This is a genomic window from Skermanella rosea, assembly GCF_016806835.2.
In the GTDB taxonomy this organism is placed as follows: Bacteria; Pseudomonadota; Alphaproteobacteria; order Azospirillales; family Azospirillaceae; genus Skermanella; species Skermanella rosea.
The window spans coordinates 117,501-137,882 of the sequence record NZ_CP086111.1; the positions used below are offsets into that span (position 1 = coordinate 117,501).

16 protein-coding genes, 1 tRNA gene and 2 rRNA genes (1 of these 19 cut by a window edge) are annotated in these 20,382 nt (G+C 66.1%); 13 read left to right on the forward strand and 6 right to left on the reverse strand.

The genetic code is table 11. The features are described 5' to 3' along the window. The 4 genes from JL101_RS00520 to JL101_RS00535 form a co-directional block, all read left to right on the forward strand. A 23S ribosomal RNA gene (locus JL101_RS00520) occupies positions 1-1,386 on the forward strand (it extends 1,369 nt beyond the left edge of the window). A gap of 98 nt (positions 1,387-1,484) precedes the next feature. Beyond that, a 5S ribosomal RNA gene (gene rrf / locus JL101_RS00525) occupies positions 1,485-1,599 on the forward strand. Positions 1,600-1,668: 69 nt separating this feature from the next. Further along, positions 1,669-1,745: transfer RNA gene (locus JL101_RS00530), tRNA-Met, on the forward strand. Positions 1,746-1,815: 70 nt separating this feature from the next. After that, positions 1,816-2,349, forward strand: a complete 534-nt coding sequence (locus tag JL101_RS00535) for a 6-pyruvoyl trahydropterin synthase family protein (protein WP_203103869.1) — start codon at positions 1,816-1,818, stop codon at positions 2,347-2,349. Positions 2,350-2,386: 37 nt separating this feature from the next. Here the strand turns inward: JL101_RS00535 and JL101_RS00540 are convergent, their stop codons facing one another. Then, on the reverse strand, positions 2,387-3,718 hold the full coding sequence (locus JL101_RS00540) for an O-antigen ligase family protein (RefSeq protein WP_203103871.1): 1,332 nt from the start codon (positions 3,716-3,718) through the stop codon (positions 2,387-2,389). Between the two features lie 345 nt (positions 3,719-4,063). Here JL101_RS00540 and JL101_RS00545 point away from each other — a divergent pair, with 345 nt between their 5' ends. Then, the gene (locus JL101_RS00545) at positions 4,064-5,122 is read left to right on the forward strand and encodes an acyltransferase family protein (RefSeq protein WP_203103873.1); all 1,059 of its coding nucleotides are present in this window, start codon (positions 4,064-4,066) and stop codon (positions 5,120-5,122) included. A 57-nt stretch (positions 5,123-5,179) separates the two neighbouring features. On the opposite strand, the gene JL101_RS00550 is transcribed toward JL101_RS00545, so the two are convergent. The 3 genes from JL101_RS00550 to JL101_RS00560 all read right to left on the reverse strand — a co-directional run bounded on the left by JL101_RS00550 (position 5,180) and on the right by JL101_RS00560 (position 8,181). Further along, a complete protein-coding gene (locus JL101_RS00550) occupies positions 5,180-5,575 on the reverse strand; it encodes a c-type cytochrome (protein WP_228435218.1) in 396 nt (131 codons plus the stop codon). Between the two features lie 172 nt (positions 5,576-5,747). Next, positions 5,748-6,737 carry a flagellin gene (locus JL101_RS00555; RefSeq protein ID WP_201076506.1) on the reverse strand — a complete coding sequence of 330 codons (990 nt, stop codon included), beginning with the start codon at positions 6,735-6,737 and terminating at the stop codon, positions 5,748-5,750. 178 nt (positions 6,738-6,915) lie between these two features. After that, the gene (locus JL101_RS00560) at positions 6,916-8,181 is read right to left on the reverse strand and encodes a UbiH/UbiF/VisC/COQ6 family ubiquinone biosynthesis hydroxylase (RefSeq protein ID WP_203103875.1); all 1,266 of its coding nucleotides are present in this window, start codon (positions 8,179-8,181) and stop codon (positions 6,916-6,918) included. Positions 8,182-8,480: 299 nt separating this feature from the next. Between JL101_RS00560 and JL101_RS00565 the strand changes: the two genes are divergently transcribed. The 5 genes from JL101_RS00565 to JL101_RS00585 all read left to right on the forward strand — a co-directional run bounded on the left by JL101_RS00565 (position 8,481) and on the right by JL101_RS00585 (position 14,173). Continuing rightward, entirely contained in the window at positions 8,481-8,819 is a 339-nt protein-coding gene (locus JL101_RS00565; protein WP_158043445.1) for a P-II family nitrogen regulator, read from the forward strand. Between the two features lie 180 nt (positions 8,820-8,999). Beyond that, the gene (locus JL101_RS00570) at positions 9,000-10,226 is read left to right on the forward strand and encodes an aminotransferase class I/II-fold pyridoxal phosphate-dependent enzyme (protein WP_203103878.1); all 1,227 of its coding nucleotides are present in this window, start codon (positions 9,000-9,002) and stop codon (positions 10,224-10,226) included. Between the two features lie 49 nt (positions 10,227-10,275). Next, positions 10,276-12,945: a DNA translocase FtsK gene (locus tag JL101_RS00575; RefSeq protein ID WP_228435219.1), complete on the forward strand. Its 2,670-nt coding sequence runs from the start codon at positions 10,276-10,278 to the stop codon at positions 12,943-12,945. Positions 12,946-13,020: 75 nt separating this feature from the next. Further along, on the forward strand, positions 13,021-13,665 hold the full coding sequence (locus JL101_RS00580; RefSeq protein ID WP_203103880.1) for a LolA family protein: 645 nt from the start codon (positions 13,021-13,023) through the stop codon (positions 13,663-13,665). A gap of 232 nt (positions 13,666-13,897) precedes the next feature. After that, a complete protein-coding gene (locus JL101_RS00585; protein ID WP_203103882.1) occupies positions 13,898-14,173 on the forward strand; it encodes a hypothetical protein in 276 nt (91 codons plus the stop codon). Positions 14,174-14,254: 81 nt separating this feature from the next. On the opposite strand, the gene JL101_RS00590 is transcribed toward JL101_RS00585, so the two are convergent. Next, positions 14,255-16,129, reverse strand: a complete 1,875-nt coding sequence (locus JL101_RS00590) for an ATP-binding response regulator (protein WP_203103884.1) — start codon at positions 16,127-16,129, stop codon at positions 14,255-14,257. A gap of 480 nt (positions 16,130-16,609) precedes the next feature. On the opposite strand from JL101_RS00590, the gene JL101_RS00595 reads away from it, so the two are divergent. The 3 genes from JL101_RS00595 to JL101_RS00605 all read left to right on the forward strand — a co-directional run bounded on the left by JL101_RS00595 (position 16,610) and on the right by JL101_RS00605 (position 19,653). Further along, a complete protein-coding gene (locus JL101_RS00595; RefSeq protein WP_228435220.1) occupies positions 16,610-17,098 on the forward strand; it encodes an MmcB family DNA repair protein in 489 nt (162 codons plus the stop codon). Positions 17,099-17,227: 129 nt separating this feature from the next. Next, positions 17,228-18,160, forward strand: coding sequence for a glycosyltransferase family 9 protein (locus tag JL101_RS00600; RefSeq protein WP_203103886.1), 933 nt, complete (start codon positions 17,228-17,230; stop codon positions 18,158-18,160). A gap of 206 nt (positions 18,161-18,366) precedes the next feature. Next, the gene (locus JL101_RS00605; protein WP_228435221.1) at positions 18,367-19,653 is read left to right on the forward strand and encodes an EAL domain-containing protein; all 1,287 of its coding nucleotides are present in this window, start codon (positions 18,367-18,369) and stop codon (positions 19,651-19,653) included. Here the strand turns inward: JL101_RS00605 and JL101_RS00610 are convergent. Further along, on the reverse strand, positions 19,625-20,302 hold the full coding sequence (locus tag JL101_RS00610) for an ATP-dependent Clp protease proteolytic subunit (protein ID WP_203103888.1): 678 nt from the start codon (positions 20,300-20,302) through the stop codon (positions 19,625-19,627). The genes JL101_RS00605 and JL101_RS00610 overlap by 29 nt on opposite strands. Between the last annotated feature and the right edge of the window lie 80 nt (positions 20,303-20,382).

Below are 20,382 nucleotides of genomic sequence, written 5' to 3' on the forward strand. Positions count from 1 at the left end.
CGATGGGAACCTGGTTAATATTCCAGGGCCTGGCAGAGGTGACGAATCCCGAAGTGCGTGCGGCCTTATCGGATTGGCCGTGCGCTGGAGGGGTTCCTGGAAACAGCCCTGCCATACAGACCGTACCCGAAACCGACACAGGTGGACAGGTAGAGCATACCCAGGCGCTTGAGAGAATGGTGTTGAAGGAACTCGGCAAATTACCCTCGTAACTTCGGGAGAAGAGGGCCCCGTTCCTGCGCAAGCAGGGGCGGGGGGCACAGACCAGGGGGTGGCGACTGTTTACTAAAAACACAGGGCTCTGCGAAGTCTGGCATGACGACGTATAGGGTCTGACGCCTGCCCGGTGCCGGAAGGTTAAAGGGAGGGGTGCAAGCTCCGAACTGAAGCCCCGGTAAACGGCGGCCGTAACTATAACGGTCCTAAGGTAGCGAAATTCCTTGTCGGGTAAGTTCCGACCTGCACGAATGGCGTAACGACTTCCCCGCTGTCTCCAACACCAACTCAGCGAAATTGAATTCTCCGTGAAGATGCGGAGTACCCGCGGTCAGACGGAAAGACCCCGTGCACCTTTACTCCAGCTTTGCAGTGGTGCCAGGGTTCCCATGTGTAGGATAGGTGGGAGGCTATGAAACGCAGGCGCCAGCTTGCGCGGAGCCATCCTTGAAATACCACCCTTGGGATCTCTGGCATCTAACCGCGCTCCCTGAACCGGGAGCCGGGACCCTGCATGGCGGGGAGTTTGACTGGGGCGGTCGCCTCCCAAAGAGTAACGGAGGCGCGCGAAGGTTGGCTCAGAGCGGTCGGAAATCGCTCGACGAGTGCAATGGCATAAGCCAGCCTGACTGCGAGACCGACAAGTCGAGCAGAGACGAAAGTCGGCCATAGTGATCCGGTGGTCCCGCGTGGAAGGGCCATCGCTCAACGGATAAAAGGTACGCCGGGGATAACAGGCTGATCTCCCCCAAGAGTCCACATCGACGGGGAGGTTTGGCACCTCGATGTCGGCTCATCACATCCTGGGGCTGGAGCAGGTCCCAAGGGTTCGGCTGTTCGCCGATTAAAGTGGTACGTGAGCTGGGTTTAGAACGTCGTGAGACAGTTCGGTCCCTATCTGCCGTGGGTGTCGGAGTGCTGAGAGGCGCTGTCCCTAGTACGAGAGGACCGGGATGGACGCACCTCTGGTGTACCGGTTGTGGCGCCAGCCGCATCGCCGGGTAGCTAAGTGCGGACGGGATAACCGCTGAAAGCATCTAAGCGGGAAACCCCCCTCAAAACAAGCACTCCCCTTAGAGCCGGGATAGACCATCCCGTCGATAGGAGGCGTGTGGAAGCGCGGCAACGCGTGAAGCTAAGCCTTACTAATCGCTCGAGCGGCTTGATCCCGACATCGCGCGTCATGCGCAGCAGAAAGCCCGCACGACAGGCATCCGTCGAAGACGCATCACATCCTCACACCTCGAAGCACCCGGGCGCTTGGTCGACCTGGTGGTCATAGCGAGGGGCCCGCACCCGATCCCATCCCGAACTCGGCCGTGAAAACCCTCCGCGCCAATGGTACTGCGTCTCAAGACGTGGGAGAGTAGGTCGCCGCCAGGTCCACCAATCGCCCGCGCGCTTCAAGGCAAACGAACCGTCACGAATTCTCTCGCATGTCCGTCGCCCTGACGCGGGGTGGAGCAGCCCGGTAGCTCGTCAGGCTCATAACCTGAAGGTCGCAGGTTCAAATCCTGCCCCCGCAACCAAGTCCCAGCGAAAAGCCCGGATCGCAAGATCCGGGCTTTTCGCTGTTCGCCATGATGGAGTACAGCCCCGATGGGTTTCACGGTCACGCGGCAGATCGGCATCGACGCCGGCCATCGGATCGCCAGCCACGGCTCCAAATGCCGTCACCTTCATGGTCATCGTTATCTGGTCGAGGCTTGCTGCCGGACAGCCTCCGGCGATCTGCGGGCCGACGGCGAACAGGCGGGGATGGTCCTGGACTTCGGTTTCCTCAAGGAGGAAATGATGGCCCATATCGACGCCCCCTGCGACCACGGACTGATCCTCGACCTTGCGGACCACCAGATCCTGTCGATGTTCGCGCCGCCCGGCATCGGCCCTGCCGATTGGCTCGACCATCTCGCGGCCCAAGTCCGCGACCGGGGCTACGTGCAGACGGCCGATACCGCCCTGGGCCAGAAACTCTATGTGATACCTTATCCGCCCACGGCGGAATGGCTCGCCAGGCACTGGTTCGAGCGCCTGGCGCCCGCGATCACCGCGCGGAGCGACGGACTGGCGGTGCTGGACCGCGTGACCGTCTGGGAAACCCCCAACTGCTACGCGACGTACACGGCGGGCTGAGCCCGTCCTGTACGTCGCGTACGCCTCTCCCGAACGCCTACTCGCCCGGTGCGGGATAGCCCTGCAAGGGGCGTCCCACGCCGGATGGGATCGGCGCGTTCCGCCGTTCCGTTGCCGTCGCCCGGCGGGGCGTGAGGTAGAGCAGGGTGACCATGATCAGCGTCCAGGTCAGCTCGCTCTGCTCCAGCAGGAATTTCTCCGTCATGCTGTAGATCAGCGTGTAGATCATCAGCAGCATGTAGAACAGGCCGGCGATGTCGTTACTGCCGATCAGGCGGGAATAGGCCCGCTTGATGCCGGTGAAGAACACCACAAGGAACAGTCCGAAGCCGACGAAGCCCAGTTCCAGCCAGACATCCAGATAGCCGTTGTGGCCGTTGCCGATCGTCGCCCAGATGCGCGCATACACGTAGCTGGCACCTTCCGGGGTCCAGAAGGCCCGGTATCCAGCTCCCAGCATGGAATGGTTCATGCCGGCGGTGATCGCGTGGGTCCAGATGGTGGTGCGTCCGGTGAAGGTCAGGTCGCGGCCGACCGCCTCCAGGCCCACCACGAGGAACTGCGTGACCGCCATGACCATCGCGAAGCCGAGGATCAGCAGCGACCCGACGCGAAGCGACATGGGCAGCCGGGCACCGCGCAGAAACCGCAGCACGTAGATCAGCAGCAGCAGCACCACGGTCGTGATCCAGGCCGTCCGGGACTGCGACATAGCCAGCATGAAGGTGCACAGTCCCAGGCCCGCCCAGGTGAACCAGCGCTGCTTGCCGCCCCGTTCCATCATCAGCAGGCTGAAGATGATGACGCCCAGCGCCATCATGCGGCCAAGCCTGTTCTTGTGGCCGAAGGACCCGAGCCAGCTTCCCCCCAGCGGGGGACCCTGGTGGATCGTCGAGGTGGGATACAGGATCACCAGGATCAGCGACAGCGCCGCCCCCAGCATCAGCGCCCAGCCCACCAGTTCCATCAACTCGCGGGGCGTGTACCGCAAGACCAGATAGAAGGCGAAGGTGGTCGTCAGCGTCAGGGCGACCGCCCGGCGGAAGGTCGCGTCCGGATAATAGGACCACAGGGCCGAAAACAGGGCGAATCCGGTCAGCGCCAGGAGAGCCCAGTTCCCGATCAGCAGCTTCGGCAGGCGGACGCGTTCGGCAAGGATGTAAAGCAGCCCGATCGAGTAGATCGTCAGCGTCGCGGCCTGGAACTTGATGTTGCCGGAATCGACCTCGTCCGCGAAGTCGCGGTTCATCTCGATGCCCGACCGGAACGCGAACAGGTACGGGGCCAGCGCCCCCGCCAGGACCATGAGCGCCAGGACGCAGAAGACCCGCTCCAGGTTGCGCATCAGGTAGAATTGGAAATCGGTCATGCAATGCCATTCAGTCGATCGATGCCCTGCCGGTAAACGCCCGCACGGGACCATCGAAAACCGCCAGTACTCATCTCCAGGATAATAGCGAAGCGTCGGCTGCGGCGGCAGCGATCATCCGGGTAAGCCGAATGCCCACGGCGCTGTCAGCTTGTGTTGCACCGCACGGGCAGCTCCATGATTCCGTCATTATTGGGCGAGTCCGACCCGAACCGGGACTCCATCTATCTGATGGTCGCGATCGGGAACGTTGGTGGCACTCCGCAAACTACCGTGCGAAGTGACGTCGGACATGCCAAAGTCCAGGCTCTTCCAGGGGTCTAATTGCTAGATTTGAGAAATCCTATGAGTGATGAGACGGTCGCGTGGGTCCAATGCGCCAAAGGCATCACGATTTGCCTGGTGGTTTATGGCCATGCCATGTTCGGCGTTGATGCGGCTGTCGGGATAAACCCGACGTTCTTCTTCTACAACAATGAGTTTTTCAGCCTATTCAGGATGCCTCTATTCTTCTTCGTTTCAGGCATCTTCGCTTTCCGCAGCATCGCCCGCCCCCTGGACCAGTTCGTCAACCGGACGGTCCTGCACTTCGTCTATGTGTATCTGGTCTGGTGCGTGATCCAGTATGTGTTCCGACTGCTGACCGGAGGGATCGGCAACCAGAGCATCGATCCCTATGCGATCCTCCTGATCGCCTACAAGCCGATCAACGTGCTGTGGTTCGTCTATGTCCTGCTGGCCTTCTTCGTCGTGACGCGGCTTCTGCGCCCGGTTCCCTTCTTCATCGTCCTGGCCCTCGCCGGCGGCCTGGCGGTGGCGCACGTGAACAGCGGCGTCTATGTGGTGGACCGCTTCACCAGCAACTATGTCTTCTTCCTGATGGGGTATTACGGCTCGCAGATGATCCTGGAGCGCGCCCGGCAGATCACGTCGGCGCATGCGATGGTGCTGGTTCCGCTGTTCATCGCGGTAACCTTCGCCCTGATCTATGCCGATCTCCGGCATGTCCAGATGGTCCGGCTGGCGGTCGTCATGTTCGCCATCTTCGCGATGATGGCACTGTGCGTCGTGCTGTCGGACCGGAAGCTGGATGGCCTGTTCCTCTACGCCGGCAGCTATTCCCTGCCGATCTTCGTGTCCCACACCATCGCCACGGCCGGATCCCGCGTCGTGCTGTCCAAGCTGGGCCTCGGCAACCCTGCGCTCCTGGTGATCGGTTCGACGCTGGGCGGCATCATACTGCCGATCATCCTGGCGAAACTGTGCGACCGGATCAGGTTCCCCTGGCTGTTCCGCAAGCCCGGCTGGTTCTCGGTCCATATCCGATCCGACGGTCCGCCGCCACGCCGGACATCCTCCGAACCGTCCGACCATCGGCTGGCCGACACTTCAGCTCGCCCGTAGGCGTCACCCCGGGCCGGAAAGGTTTCGACCCGGCGCGGCGGCCGGGTCGACTCACCGTCACTTGGCGGTTTCCGCCTTCAGATAGGCGATCAGGTTGTTGAGGTCGTCGTCCTTGCGGACGCCCGCGAAGGCCATCTTGTTCCCCGGGATGAAGCCTTTCGGGTCCTTCAGGTACTTGGAGAGGTTCTCCTCGTCCCAGGTGACGCCGGCGTTCTGGAGGGCCTCGGAATACTTGAAGCCTTCGACCGAGCCGGACTTGCGACCGATCAGCCCGACCAGATGGGGACCGACGCGGTTGGTTTCCTTATCGATCACATGGCATGCGCGGCACTGGTTAAACACTTTCTTGCCGGCTTCCGCATCCTGCGCCCGGGCGGGTCCGGCGGACAGCAGGGCCGTGGAAACGGCGGCCACCATCAGGCAACCGGAACAGGCGGCGAGCAACTTCCTCATTACGACGTCTCCTCAAGCAACAACGTTCCAGGCTCAGCCGCTCCGTGCGGCTGACATGGTTGGGGTCAACCCCGTGCCAACGTTTTGGGCACCCTTGTTGTTGCCGTGGAATTGGGGCGAATTTCCGGACCGTCCAGCCCTGGCGCCATGAGCGGTCGAGATCGGCCGCCGCTCAGATCAGCAGGCTCAGGACCGCCCTGTTGCTGGCCTGGACGATCGCCAGACCCTGCCGTGCCATTTCCTGACGGACCTTGAACGCCTCGAACCGGGCGCTCTCCTTCGTCATGTCGGCGTCCTGTATGGCGCCCAGCCCGCCTTCCGAGGCGGCCGCGACGTCGTTGTTGAAGCTGATATAGTTGTCGATGCTGCGCAGGTCCTTGAACAGGCCGTTCATCACCCGGCTCAGCGAGTCCTCGAGTTGGGACAGCCGGTACGGGCTGCTGCCGCTGTCGTCGATCATGGCGGCGGCCCGGGCCGCGTCGGGGGTCGGGATGACCTGCTGCTCGGACGGAAAGCCCCGGCCGTTCTGCACGAGGTTCTGCCCGGTGTCGAGGAAGACCTGCCGCCAGGCCTGGGCGATGTCCTCCTTGTTGCGGGCACCCGAGGTGCCGTTCGGATCGGTGAAGCCGGAAAGGGTGAGGCTGCCGCCGGTCGGGTCCCAGTCGCCGACCGTCGTCTGCCGGCCATCCACATTGCTGACCACCTTGTGCGGGGCGGTATAGATGCTGTTGTAGAACTCCCCGTCCGACACCAGCGAGGTGCCGTCCTTCATCAGTCCGTTGTAGTGGTCCAGGATCTCCGCGGCATAGCGCTTGTAGCGGATTTCGTAGTTTTCCCGCTCGACGCCGACCAGGGAACTGTCGGCCAGCTTGACCAGCGTCTTCCGTACCTGCGCGGTCAGCGACGACATCACCGAAACGCCCTCGGTCGTGCGGAAGATCGAGTCCTTGGTGGCGTTCAGCCGCTCGTTCACGGCATTGATCGCCTTGACGTTCGTGTCGATCCGGACGGATACGGCGAAGGCCGCGCCGTCGGTGTACGCGTCGACGATGTTCTTGCCGGTCGCGAGCCGCGCCTCGGCCGCCTTGGTGTATTCCGCCGCCATGCTGAGCGATCGCAGGGCCGACATCTGGACGGCGTTGGTATGGATCGAGAGCGACATGGCGAAGCCTCCGAGCTTCTCTGCTGACCGCCGGGCGGAAGAAATTTCCCACGGGCAGGATTCTCCTGCGGGCAAAAGATGCCCCCAGGCAATTTTTGCCTCCCAAGTTTTAAATGTTCGTAAAAGGCGGGATTCCGTCCGTTGCCGCACCCAGGCCGCGACGCCGCCGGGGAGGGCCCTACAGGGGCTCTCCCCGGATCATCCGCGGAAGCTCGCCGACCATTCCCATGGCATGGCGCATGAAGAACTTCTTCAGGGGAGGCATCCGGTTGACCGCCGCCATGCCGACGTCGCGCGCCAGCTTCAGCGGCCCGAAATCGTTGGAGAAGAGGCGGGTCAGCAGGTCGGTCACGGTGATCAGCGTCAGGTTGTCGAACCGGCGCCAACGCTGGTAGCGAGCCAGCGGTTCCGCCCCGCCGACGTCGAGGCCGAGCCGGTGGGTATCGACGATCACCTCGGCCAGCGCCGCCACGTCGCGCAGACCCATGTTCAGCCCCTGGCCGGCGATCGGGTGCATCGCATGCGCCGCCTCCCCGACCAGCGCCAGGCGCTGCGCGACATAGCGCTCGGCATGGAGCACCGACAGCGGCCAGGCCGACCGCCTGGTCACCACCCGCACCGGCCCCAGCCAGGTGCCGACCCGCCGCTGGAGTTCCGCGGTGAAGGCCTCGTTCGACAGGCCCATGAAGGTCGGCACCAGGGACTTCCGCTCGCTCCAGACGATGGACGAGCGGTTGCCGGTCAGCGGCAGGATCGCGAAGGGGCCGCCGGGCAGGAACTTCTCGACCGCGACGCCGCCATGGGGCAGGTCGTGCGCGATGTTGCAGATCATGGCGCTCTGGTCGTAGTTCCAGGTCGTCACGCCGATGCCGGCCGACCGGCGGCAGAGCGAGTTCTTCCCGTCGGCGCCGATCACCAGCTTCGCCGTCACGGTCCGGCCGTCGGCCAGGACGACCTTCGCGGCGCGGGCGTCGCGCTCGATCCGGGTGACGGCGGCCGGGGCGATGTGACGCAGCCCCGGCAGTTCGGCGACGCGGGCGAACAGGGCGCGGCGGATGACGATGTTGTCCGCGATCCAGCCGAACGGGCCGATGCCGACGTCCTGGTGGGCATAGTGGAGGAACAGGGGCGACTCCTGGTCGACCACCCGGATGTCCAGGATCGGCTCGGCGTCGTCGGCCATGTGGCGCCAGACCCCGGCGCCGTCCAGCACCTGCTTGGAGCAGAAGGCCAGCGCGGTCGTCCGGCCGTCGAAGTCCGTCTCCATCTGGGTGGGCGGAGTATCGCGGTCCAGGCATACCACCGGCACGCCGGCAGTCGCCAGGGCCGCCGCCAGGGTCAGGCCGGCCAGGCCGCCGCCCACGATCACCACCTCCGTCGTCAGGTCGGCGGAGTCGGTGCTTTGTGCGGCCGTCGCGGGCCGTATGGGATCTGATATCGTCATGTCCTTGAAAATCGTCCCGCCCGAACCGGATGTCCAGCGTGTCTTTATGGCGCAGCCGGCCCTTGATTGCTCAAAAAACAGGCGCGCTTCGTCCATGAAATGAGCAGCCTTTCCGAAAGCCATAGGCGGATGGCGGCATCCGTGAGACTTTCGCGGGATATGCCCGCCCGGCATGCTTCTTGAAAACCTGCACGCCAATGGGGTCGCAAGCGGACCACCGGACGGCTGCCCGGATGGGAGCGGCGCGGGGGACCAGCGGACGGGCTTCGTTCGGCGATGAGAACAAGGGAAAACAGTTCATGAAACTCATAGTGGCGATCATCAAACCGTTCAAGCTCGACGAAGTGCGCGAGTCCCTGACATCGCTGGGCATCCAGGGCCTGACGGTCAGCGAGGTCAAGGGATTCGGCCGGCAGAAGGGACAGACCGAGATTTACCGCGGCGCCGAGTATTCGGTCAGCTTCCTGCCCAAGGTGAAAGTGGAGGTCGCGGTCACGGACGAACTGGCAGAGCAGGTCGTCGAAGCGATCCAGAAGGCCGCCAACACCGGCCGGATCGGCGACGGGAAGATCTTCGTCCTCGAGATCGCCCAGGCCGTACGCATCCGAACCGGCGAAACCAACGGAGAGGCGCTCTAAGGAGGGCGGCCGTCCCGCCGGTGGTTCCCCGGCGGATGGGAGCGGGGCGGGTCGGAGTGGGGTGGCCCGGCGGAATGGCAGTTCCGCCGGGCCTTCTTTCTGCGAGGCCCCCGCTTGTACGGGCGGCATGCCGCCGCTACACTCGTTTACGTTTTGTACGAACCTCCGGGATCGACCGGCATGCTGTCTTCTCCGCTCGTGAACGATCGGCTCGGCCGGTTGAGCGATTATCCCTTCACCCGGCTTGCCTCGCTGCTGGCCGGCATCACGCCGCGCGTGAACGCGGAGCCCGTCGTCATGTCGGTCGGGGAGCCGCAGCACGCGCCGCCCGCCCTGATCGACCAGGTGCTGCGCACCCAGGCGCATCTCTGGGGCAAGTATCCACCCGTCGCCGGCACGCCGGAGTTCCGGGCGGCCGCCGCCCGCTGGCTCGACCGGCGCTACGGCCTCCCCGCCGGCATGGTCGAGCCGGACCGCATGGTGCTGCCGGTCGCCGGCACGCGGGAGGCGCTGTTCCTGGCGGCCCTGCTCGCCGTGCCGGAATCGAAGGCCGGCCGGAAGCCGGCCGTGCTGCTGCCCAACCCGTTCTACGCGGCCTACGAGGGGGCGGCCGTCATGGCCGGGGCCGAAGCGGTGTTCCTCACCACCACCCGCGAGACCGGTTTCCTGCCCGACCTGGACGCCCTGTCGCCCGAACTGCTGGACCGCACGGCGCTGTTCTATCTGTGCACGCCGTCCAATCCCCAGGGCGCCGTCGCCGACCGGGCCTACCTGACGCGCGCGATCGGTCTGGCCCGCCGCCACGGTTTCGTCCTGGCGGTCGACGAATGCTATGCCGAGATCTACGACGCCGAGGCGCCGACCGGCGTGCTGGAGGTGGCGGCGGCCCTGGAGGCGCGGGGGAAAACGTCCGGCGGCGGCCTCGCCAACCTGTTGGTCTTCCACTCGCTGTCCAAGCGGTCGAACGCCGCGGGCCTGCGGTCCGGGTTCGTGGCGGGGGACCCCGACCTGATCGCCTTGTTCTCCCGCCTGCGCAGCTACTCGATCGCCGGCACCCCGCTGCCGGCCCTCGCGGCGGCGGCGGCCCTGTGGGACGACGATGCCCACGTGGTCGAGAACCGGGCCCTCTACCGCGCGAAGTTCGACGCCGCCGAGTCCGCCCTGGACGGGCGATTCGGTTTCTACCGGCCGGCCGGCGGCTTCTTCCTGTGGCTCGACGTGGGCGACGGCGAGGCCGCCACCGCCACCCTCTGGCGGGAGGGGGGCATCAAGGTACTCCCCGGCGCCTATCTCACCCGCCCCGATGCCGACGGTGTCAACCGCGGCTCCTCCTTTATTCGTATAGCATTGGTCCATGATGCCGCCACGGTCGCGGAAGCCTGTACACGAATCGCCAAAATCCTCTAAACCTGACCCGGCAAGACCCCGCGCAGCACCAAGGAAGAGCAAGGTCCCCATGGCGTCCCGTACCGCCGCATCAAGTTCCGCCGCCCCGTCCGGCGGCGTTTCCGGTGGGCGGTCCACCGCCGGCCGCGGTTCCGCTGGCAGGACCGGCACAGGACGGGCCGCCGCCGGCACGTCCGGCGGCCGGTCCGGCGGCGGGCGCGCCGGCAAGGCGCCGCTGCTGCCTCCGGCGGCCCGGGACTTCATCCGGCAGCGGGCGGTCGAGGGCGTCGGCCTGGCTCTGACCTCGATCGGGCTGCTGCTCGTCCTGGTGCTGCTCACCTACGACCGGGGCGACCCCTCCTGGAACACCGCGGTCAACCCGGAGGCCAACCCGAAGATCGGCAACGTGCTCGGGCTGCCCGGCGCCTATGCCGCCGACCTGCTGATGCAGTGGCTGGGCATGGCCTCGTACCTTCTGGGCGCCATCGTCATGGCGTGGGGGCTCCGGATCATGAGCCACCGCGGGCTGAGCCGGATCGTGCTGCGAGTCCTGATGACGGTCGTCGGCGTGCTGACGGCCTCGACCTTCTTCGCCCAGGTCCCGGCGTTTCCCGGATGGCAGCTCACCCACGGCCATCTCGGCGGCACCGCCGGCGATGTCCTGCTGACGGCGCTTTCCAGGCTGACCGGCGGGTTGATCGAGGGACTGGACCGGCACCTGCTCGCGACGATCTCGGGCGGCGTCTCGGTCGTCTCGGTCATCGTGGCCCTCGGTCTCTCGCTCCGCGACTGGCGCGACGGCGCCCGCAGCGTGGGCTGGGCCGTCGGCGCCGCCGGGCGCGGCGCCCGGGAGGCCGGCGGCAGGGCCGGACAGGTGGCGCGCGACGCTTCCGGCCTGCTGCGCGACCGCCCCGGCCTCGGTGGCCTGGGGGGACTGGCGGGGCTGTTCGGCTTCGGCCGGCCGCCCGGGGAGGACGAGGCGGATGCCGACGCCCGCCCGCCCAAGTCCCGGCCCGCGCGCGGAGTCCGCAAGCCGCCGCGCCTGAACGACGTGGAGCCGGACGATCCGGAAAGCGGTGCCGACCTCGGCGACGACGGTGTCGACGACCCTCCCAAGCCGCCCAGGCCGGTTTCCGTGGTCAAGCCCCCGTCCGGGCCGAAGCCGGTGGCCGGCAAGCCGTCCGGCCAGCGCGAGCCGATGCTGGAGCTGTTCCCGGAAACCGACTACGAGCTGCCGCCCCTGGACCTGCTCCAGGAGCCCGATCCCTCGGCCAAGCCGAGCACCCTCGACGACGATGCCCTGCGGCAGAACGCGGTGATGCTGGAAGGCGTCCTGGGCGATTTCGGCGTCCGCGGCGAAATCCAGAAGGTCCATCCCGGTCCCGTCGTCACCCTGTACGAGCTGGAGCCGGCGCCCGGCACCAAGTCGTCCCGGGTCATCGGGCTGGCCGACGACATCGCCCGGTCGATGAGCGCCGTGTCGGTCCGGGTCGCGGTGGTTCCCGGCCGCAACGTGATCGGCATCGAACTGCCCAACGCCCGGCGGGAGATGGTGCTGCTGCGGGAGCTGCTGGCGGCGGAGAGCTACGAGCGGTCGGCCGCCAAGCTGGCCCTGGTGCTCGGCAAGGACATCGGCGGCCAGCCCGTGATCGCCGACCTCGCCCGCTTCCCGCACCTGCTGGTCGCCGGCACCACCGGGTCGGGCAAGTCGGTCGCGATCAACACCATGATCCTGTCGCTGCTCTACCGCCTGCCGCCGGACAAGTGCCGCTTCATCATGATCGACCCCAAGATGCTGGAACTGTCGATCTACGAGGGCATCCCCCACCTGCTGACGCCGGTGGTGACCGACCCGAAGAAGGCGGTCGTGGCCCTGAAATGGACCGTGCGCGAGATGGAGAGCCGCTACCGCTCCATGTCGAAGCTCGGCGTCCGCAACATCGAGGGCTACAACGCCCGCCTGCGCGAGGCCAAGAAGAACAACGAGGTGCTGACCCGCCGGGTGCAGACCGGGTTCGATCCCGACACCGGCAAGCCGATCTTCGAGGACCAGCCGATCGACTTGACCGAACTGCCCTACATCGTGGTGGTGGTCGACGAGATGGCCGATCTGATGCTGGTCGCCGGCAAGGACATCGAGGCGGCGATCCAGCGTCTGGCCCAGATGGCGCGGGCGGCCGGCATCCACCTGATCATGGCGACCCAGCGGCCCTCGGTGGACGTTATCACCGGCACCATCAAGGCCAACTTCCCGACCCGCATCAGCTTTCAGGTCACCAGCAAGATCGATAGCCGCACCATCCTGGGCGAGCAGGGCGCCGAGCAGCTGCTCGGCCAGGGCGACATGCTGTACATGGCCGGCGGCGGCCGCATCACCCGCGTCCACGGACCCTTCGTGCGCGACGACGAGGTCGAGCATGTGGTCAGCTTCCTACGCAGCCAGGGCGAGCCCAACTACATGGAATCCATCACCGAGGACGAGGAGGAGTTCTCTGGCGGCGGTTTCGACGACGACGCGGGCGGCCGCCCCGGATCGGGCGACGAGCTCTACGACAAGGCGGTGGCGCTGGTGCTTCGCGAGCGCAAATGCTCCACCAGCTTCGTCCAGCGCCATCTCCAGATCGGGTACAACAAGGCGGCCCGGCTGGTCGAACGCATGGAGCAGGAGGGCGTCGTCAGCCAGGCCAACCATGTGGGCAAGCGCGAGGTGCTCGGCCGCTCCGACGAGGCGGAGGAGTAGGGGCGGCGCGGGCGATTGCGAAAAAGCCCCCTTGCCGCCCTTTTTCGGCCCTGGCGGATGAGCATATCTTGGAGCATGAAAGCCTTGCTACGCCCCCTCGTGCTTGCCGCCGGCCTCGTTCTCGCGCCGCTGGCAGCCCCCTCGATCCTCCATGCCGCGCCGGCGGCCAGCCTCACCCAGGCGCAGAAGGAAGACATCGCCCGGATCGAGCAGTATCTCGACGGCGTCAGGACGCTGAAATCGGACTTCGTCCAGGCCGGCGGCGACGGTTCGCTGGTCAGGGGCACGCTCTGGCTGTCGCGGCCCAACAAGATGCGGCTGGAGTACGAGCCGCCGATCGAGAACTTCATCGTGGCCGACGGGTGGTTCGTCTTCTACTGGGATGACGAGTTGAAGCAGCAGAGCAGCGCGCCGATCGGCTCCACCATGGCCGACATCATCCTGCGCGACAAGCTGCGCCTCAGCGGCGACATCACCGTTACCGACTTCGTGCGGGAGGCCAACGTCATCGAGGTTTCGGTGGTGCAGACCAGCGAGCCGGGGGCCGGCACGCTGACGCTGGTGTTCGAGGACGCGCCGCTGCGGCTGCGCAAGTGGCGCATCGTCGACCCGCAGGGACTGACCACGGAGGTGGCCCTGCTCAACCCGCAGGTCGGCGTCCAGTTCGACCGCGACCTGTTCATCTTCCGCGAGCCTGCCTCGGCCCGCCGGCGGGACTGACCGCCGTCCGGGGCGGGGACATCCATGTTTGCTTGACGCCGTCCGAATTACTGGACGCCCGGCACCCGGCCGCGGCGTTCCCGCGGCCGGGGCACCACGGGAAACCCTGTCTATCCCTGCCCGAAATGGCTAGTTCTTTAGTGGCATGGCCGTTGCAGTGAACCCTCCGCCAGCGGGGATCGCACCGGCACGCGGCCGGCCCCCGAAAACGTCGGATAACAGGAGAGTCTTCATGGCAATGAGCGGAATTCCGGGCGGCGCGTCGGTCGGCGTCGAGCAGAGCGGCAAGGGCGGCGGCGAAGCGGTCGGCCATTCGGGAAGCGCCTCGGGCGCCTTCGGCGGGGCCGGAAGCGGCGGCGGCGGCATGGGCATGAGCATGGGCGGCGGCTTCGCGACCGGCGGCATGGGATCGGGCGGCGACGCGACCTCCGACTCCTCGGCGTACGGTGCGCTGGGCGGCGACGTCAGCGACAACACGTCGATCCAAAACCTGACGATCAATTCCTGATAGGCATTTTCCCGACGGGAAGCCGGAACCGCGACGGGGGCCGCCGTGCCGCCCTCGCGGTCCCGGCGCCCCGGTCGGGCGTCACTCGACGCCGTCGCGCAGCCGATCCCGTCCCAGCAGGCTGGCCACGGCGGCACGCAGCGCAAGCGCCGAGACCGGCTTGTGCAGGAGCGGATAGCCGCTCAGCCGGGCTTCCTTCAGGCAGCGCGGGTCGGTGTCGCCCGTGATGATCAAGCCGGGAAGGTCCACGTCGAGCATCTTGGCGATCTGCCGGATCGCGACGATGCCGCTCGCCGGGCCGGACAGGCGGAAATCGGCGATCACCATGTCGGGCGGATCGGCCTGGCCCGATACACCTTCCACGGCTTCGTCATAGCCGGACGCCGCCGTCACGTCGCAGCCCCATTGGTCGAGAAGAAGCTCGAGCGCCTGCAGCACGATGACGTCGTCCTCGATCACCAGCACGCGGGGGCGGCCCAGGTCGTTCGGCCGCGCCGGAGCATGGATCGGCTCGGCCCGGACTTCCGCCTCGCCCTCCATCGGCACCGTGATCGCGAAAACGGATCCCTTGCCCTCCCGCGACCGCACGCTCAGGGAATGGTCCAGCAGGCGCGACAGGCGGTCCACGATGGAAAGGCCCAGGCCGAACCCGGCCGACTCCGACGTGCTCGGCGTGTTGCCGCGATAGAACTCCTCGAAGATGATGTCGAGTTGATCCGCCGGGATGCCGGGTCCCGTGTCCCAGACCTCGATCCGCAGCCGGTTGCCCTGGCGGCGGCAGCCCAGCAGGATGCGGCCGGACGCGGTGTAGCGCACGGCGTTGGACAGCAGGTTGCGCAGGATCCGCTCCAGCAGGTCGCGATCGCTGCGGATCACGGCGGAGCAGGGGGCGACATGCAGGGTCAGCCCCTTCTGGCGGGCCGGCCCGGCGAATTCCAGCGCCATGCGGGTCAGCAGCCCGTTGACCGAATGGCCGACCGGTTCGACCCGCAGGGTCCCGGCATCGATCCGGGCGATGTCCAGATGGGCGTCCACCAGGTTCTTGATGGTCGCCAGCGCGGTGTTCATGGCGCGCAGGATATCGCGGCTGGTCGGATCCTTGAGCCGGTTCTCCAGGGCGCCGACGAACAGCGAGAGCGCGGCGAGCGGCTGCCGAAGGTCGTGGTTGGCGACGGCGAAGAAGCGGCTGCGGGCCCGGTTGGACCGTTCGGCCTCGATCCGCGCCTCCAGAAGGCTCTCCTCCAGTCGGCAATGGTCGGTGATGTCCTGGACGGCGGCCATGCACAGCGTGCGCTTGTCGAGCGTGAACCATTCCGACGTGACCAGCACGTCGATCACCGTGCCGTCGGCCAGCAGGTGGCGCCACTGCCCCGACTCGCCGGGGGAAGACCGGTCGGACAGCGCTTCCAGCAGCCGTGGCGCGTCCTCCGGCGGGCGGATATCGGAGATCCGCATGGCCAGGAAACGCTCGCGCGGGTAGCCATAGCGCGATACCGCGGCATCGTTGACCGCGACGAAGGCAAGCGTTTCGGGGTCGACGATCCAGAGCGGCAGCGGATTGCGGGTGAACGCGAACGAACTCGTCACCTGGGCGAGCAGGCTTTGGACCGGGCCCGGCGTCATGGAACCGCCGGGCGGCGAGGGGGCCTGCCCGGCTGCGGACGGTAACGGCTCGCACAAGCAGATCAGCCCTCCGTCCGCCATGGAGTGATGCCTGAAAGCGATTCCGCACGACTGGCGCGCCTCGCTTTCCAGACGGCCGAACGGCATTTCGAGGGCGAGCAGCGTACCGGCATTGGCCAGCAGCGCGGCTGCGGACATGTTCCATGACGATATCAGGCCGCGTCCGTCCACGACCACGATCCCGGGCTCGCCCGTCGGATCGACGGATGGAGCATAGTCGCGGTCGGGCCGACGGTCGGAAGTGTCGCAAGCGTTTCGGTTCTGGTCTGACATGGTCAACCTGTTGAAGACAGGAAGAGCCTATTCATTTCCGGCCTGAACGCAAAGCGGCGTAAACAGGAATTCACGGCATTTTGGCGGTACGCGCCCGCGCCGGGCAAAAGACCGGCATTAGCCATAATGGATTTTGAACGCCGGAATCGCCACCGCGATGCATAAGGTTACGGCATTCACCAGTATTACCGGAAAAGCGCCGAGCATGAAGCCATGGGTTCCCCATAGGAAGATAGCGCCGCGGAAGCACATGGACAGCGTCGGTAACAGATCCCTCGCCGATTTGCTGCGCCGGGATTTCATTGCCCGCGGAGAAAAGCATCGGTGATGGGCCGATCGGCAATCATGCCGGCAGGTTTTCTCGATCCGGGCGCCGGACGACCGCGGCGTGCCGGGAGCCAGCGGCGAATTGACGCTTGGCCGGGCGGCCCTAACTGTTCATGATACGTACTTTCCGGGTGGGCCCGGATGGGCGGAGTGATGGCTGGGACGATGGTTTTGGTGGAAGACGGAGTGGTTTCGGGGCGGACCGGCATCGCGGACCTGCTGTCACGGGGTGTGCGGCGGGGCTTGGCCGAACGCGGTTTCGCCAGCCTGACCGAGTTTCGTTTGGCGTCTGGCCGCCGAGCCGACGTCATGGCGGTCAACGAGGCGGGCGACGTGGTCATCGTGGAGATCAAGAGCTCGATCGCGGATTTCAGGGCCGACCAGAAATGGCCCGAGTACCAGGCCTTCTGCGACAGCTTCTACTTCGCGGTCGGGGCCGATTTCCCGGCCGACCTGATCCCGCCCGAGTGCGGGCTGATGGTCGCCGACGGTTTCGGCGCCGTGATCCTCCGCGATGCGCCCCTGGTCAAGCTCAACGCCGCCCGCCGCCGCGCCGTCGTCCTGCGCGTGGCGCTGGCCGCCAGCGGCCGTCTCCATCGCCTGGAGGATCCCATGCTGACCATGGCGGTAACGGCGGGCTGATCACCTCTGGTGACAGCGGGCTGATCCCGGGTTCCCGTCCCCGTCAACTTCAGGCCTGGAGCCGCCCCGGGGGGCTCGCTATGGTGCGCGCCCGGTTCCCCGATCCCCGACCTCCAGGTACAGGTTGCAATGGCCGACGACATCCTGATCATCAAGCTCGGCGCGCTGGGCGACCTTTTCCAGGCCGAGGGCGCGCTGCACGACATCCGCCTCCACCATCCGGATGCGCGCATCACGCTTCTGACCGGTCCGGCCTACCGGGCGCTGATGGAGCGCTGTCCCTGGGTCGACCGGGTGGAGTTGGACCCGCGCGCGCCGCGCTGGCGCCTGGACCGCATGCTGGACCTGCGCCGGCGCCTCAGGGCGGTGCCGTTCGCCATGGTCTACGACCTGCAGAACGTTTCCCGGACCGCCTTCTATCGCCGCTGGTTCCTGCCGCACACTCCCTGGTCGGGGACGGCGCCGGGCTGCAGCCATCCGCACCGGGCGGTCGATCCCAAGCGCATCCCCAGCCTGGAACGGTTGGCCGGGCAGCTGGCGGACGCGGACGTTCCGGTCCGCCATGCCCTCGCCCCGGATCTGGGCTGGGTCGCCGACGACGCCTCCGGCATCCTCGCGGATGCCGGGGTCCGGGAATCCTACGTGGTCCTGTTGCCTGGCTCCTCGGCGAGGCTGCCGCACAAGCGCTGGCCCGGCTACGCCGCGCTCGCGGAACGCCTGATCGCCGCCGGCAAGACCGTTGTCACGGTTCCCGGCCCCGACGAATTGGATCTCTGCCGGTCGATACCGGGCGTCACGCTGACCGGCGGGAGATGGTTGAACTATTTCCAGCTCGCGGGCGTCCTGGCCCGCGCCCGGCTGGTCATCGGGAACGACAGCGGACCCACCCACCTGGCGGCCCATCTCGGCCGCCCGACCGTCGCTCTGTTCGGCAGCCATATGGCGGCCCGCCTGACCGGCATCGACCGGCCCTGGGTGACGTGCGTCGAAGTTCCGGATCTCGCGTCACTGCCCACCGGGCAGGTCGAAGATGTCGTGAACGGCCGCCTTGAACAGCGCTGAGGGCTTTCTGCCCGCCGACTCCCTGCATTTCGACGGCCGTGCGAGATAAATAGGGTAGCTTCCCTCCGTTACGTGGTATTGTCTTCAAACGAATGGACTAATACATTTGTATCGAGTGCCGGCTTTTCGAACGAGCCACCAGGGAGGACCGGTTTGGTGAAGGCTAGCTTGTTCGGTTTCAACGCTGCGGCGACGCGGTTCCCGCCATGATGAATCCTGCCAAGACGGAACGTTCCGCCCGTGACTGGAGCCGGGTCAAGCCCGGCGAGAAGCCGGCGGCCGTGCCGGTCAAGCCCTCTCACGACGATGCCAAGCTGCTGGCCTTGCTTCATTCGGCCAAGCGCGAATTGCAGGGGCTGCGCCTCGTTCACCTCCACCTGTCCCTGCTGAAGGACAAGAACCTGGGAGACATCGCGGCGATCCGCCGGGCCGTGCAGGAAATCTCGGAGAACTCGGCCTTCCTCCAGCTGTTCAACCTGTCGAACGAAGACATCATCTTCCTCTACAAGGGGATCAAGTTCTCGACCATCACCGACATCTGCCAGAAGATCGAGCGGCTGATGCTGTCGCGGACGCAGATGATGGGGCTCAACCCCTATCGGGAGGACAGTCTATATTCGATCATGGAGCTGTCGCTCAACTTCGTGAACGTGATCCGCTTCATCGAAGGGCTGGACGTTACCGGAGGTCCGGACGGCGCAAAGGCCAGGACCAAGCCGTCGGTCACGCTCGAAGAGCTGGCGCGGATCGAGCGCCAAATGGCGATCTTCGACCTGTCGCCCTTCATGCTCAACCAGCCGGTGATGGACATCCGGCCGGAGGCCCGGAACCACCGCGAGTATTTCGAGCTCTATATCGCGGTCAAGAGCGTGGAAGACCGGCTCAGCCCGGAGTTCGACATTACCGCAAACCGATGGTTGTTCAACTATTTCACCTCGAACCTCGACCAGTCCATCCTGAAGACGCTGAACTACGGCATAGATTTCATCCGTGGCCACAAGATCGGCCTCAACATCAATCTGACGACGGTCCTGTCAGCGGCGTTCGTGAGGTTCGATGAGCGGCTCACGGCCGAACTGCGCGGCAACGTGGTGCTGGAGATCAACAAGGTCGACCTGATCGAGAACGAGAGCCTTTACCGGGAAGTCGTCGATTTCGCCCGGAATCGCGGCTATTCGATCTGCATCGACGGCCTGACGCCGTTCTGGGTCACTCACATGGACCTGGAATACATGGCCTGCGACTATGCCAAGGTGTTCTGGTCGCCGGACATGCTGGAGATGGACCGCAACGAGTACGACAATCTCGAGGAACGCATCAGAAACCAGGACAATTGCCGCTTCGTCCTGGCCAGGTGCGGCACGGTCTCCGGCCTGCTGTTCGCCCACAGGATCGGCATCCATCTGGTCCAGGGACGGATCGTCGACAATATCATCCGCAAGGGCGTCAGCGTTTCCGACGCGATCAATACCGCACGGGTAATGGACGATTGAGCGGGACGGGGGCGCCCGTCCCGACCGGATCCGGTTCGACCAGTCCCGTCACGAAACGGTCGCCGCGTTGCGCCAGCTGCGCGCCGCTGAGGGCCAGCCCTCGCCGGGAATGCAGCGCCCGGATGGCCGGGTCGGCCAGATGACGGGCGAATTCGGGCGAGACGCCGGCATAGGTGTTGGCGATGCCGCGCCGGGCCATGGCCTCGATCAGGTCGACGACCGGGCCGGGCAGCGGCAGCCGTCCGACATAGAGCGGCGCATGGAACCGGAACCGCGATCTCGGGCCGGCCAGCCGATGGTCGCCGGCGGTGAAGATCAGGGTGCAGGACGACATGCATTGCGCGGTGTCGGCGACGCTGGTCGTGACCGTCCAGTCTCCCGTCCGCAATCTTTCATGGATCTGCAAGGCCGCCGAGACGTCGCCGCCCGGGCTGTCCAGGTGCAGCCGCACCGTGGGGCCGGTAGCGGCGTTCAACTGGTCGAGCACCCGGTTGGCCGTCGCCTGGGTGATGACCCCGGAAATCTCGATGTCCCGGAGTCCCTCCGGGGTGGCCTGTCCGCCTGTCCCGTCGGTGATCACGAGTCCCCGGGCACAGCCGGAGAGCGCCGCCAGGATCAGGCAATGGACCAGGACAAGCCGCAAGCGCATGACACGAACCCAAGCCAGCAGCCCCTCTACGGGACCGGAACACTTGGATTCGTATCAGATTGGGCGTTTAATTGCGGTTA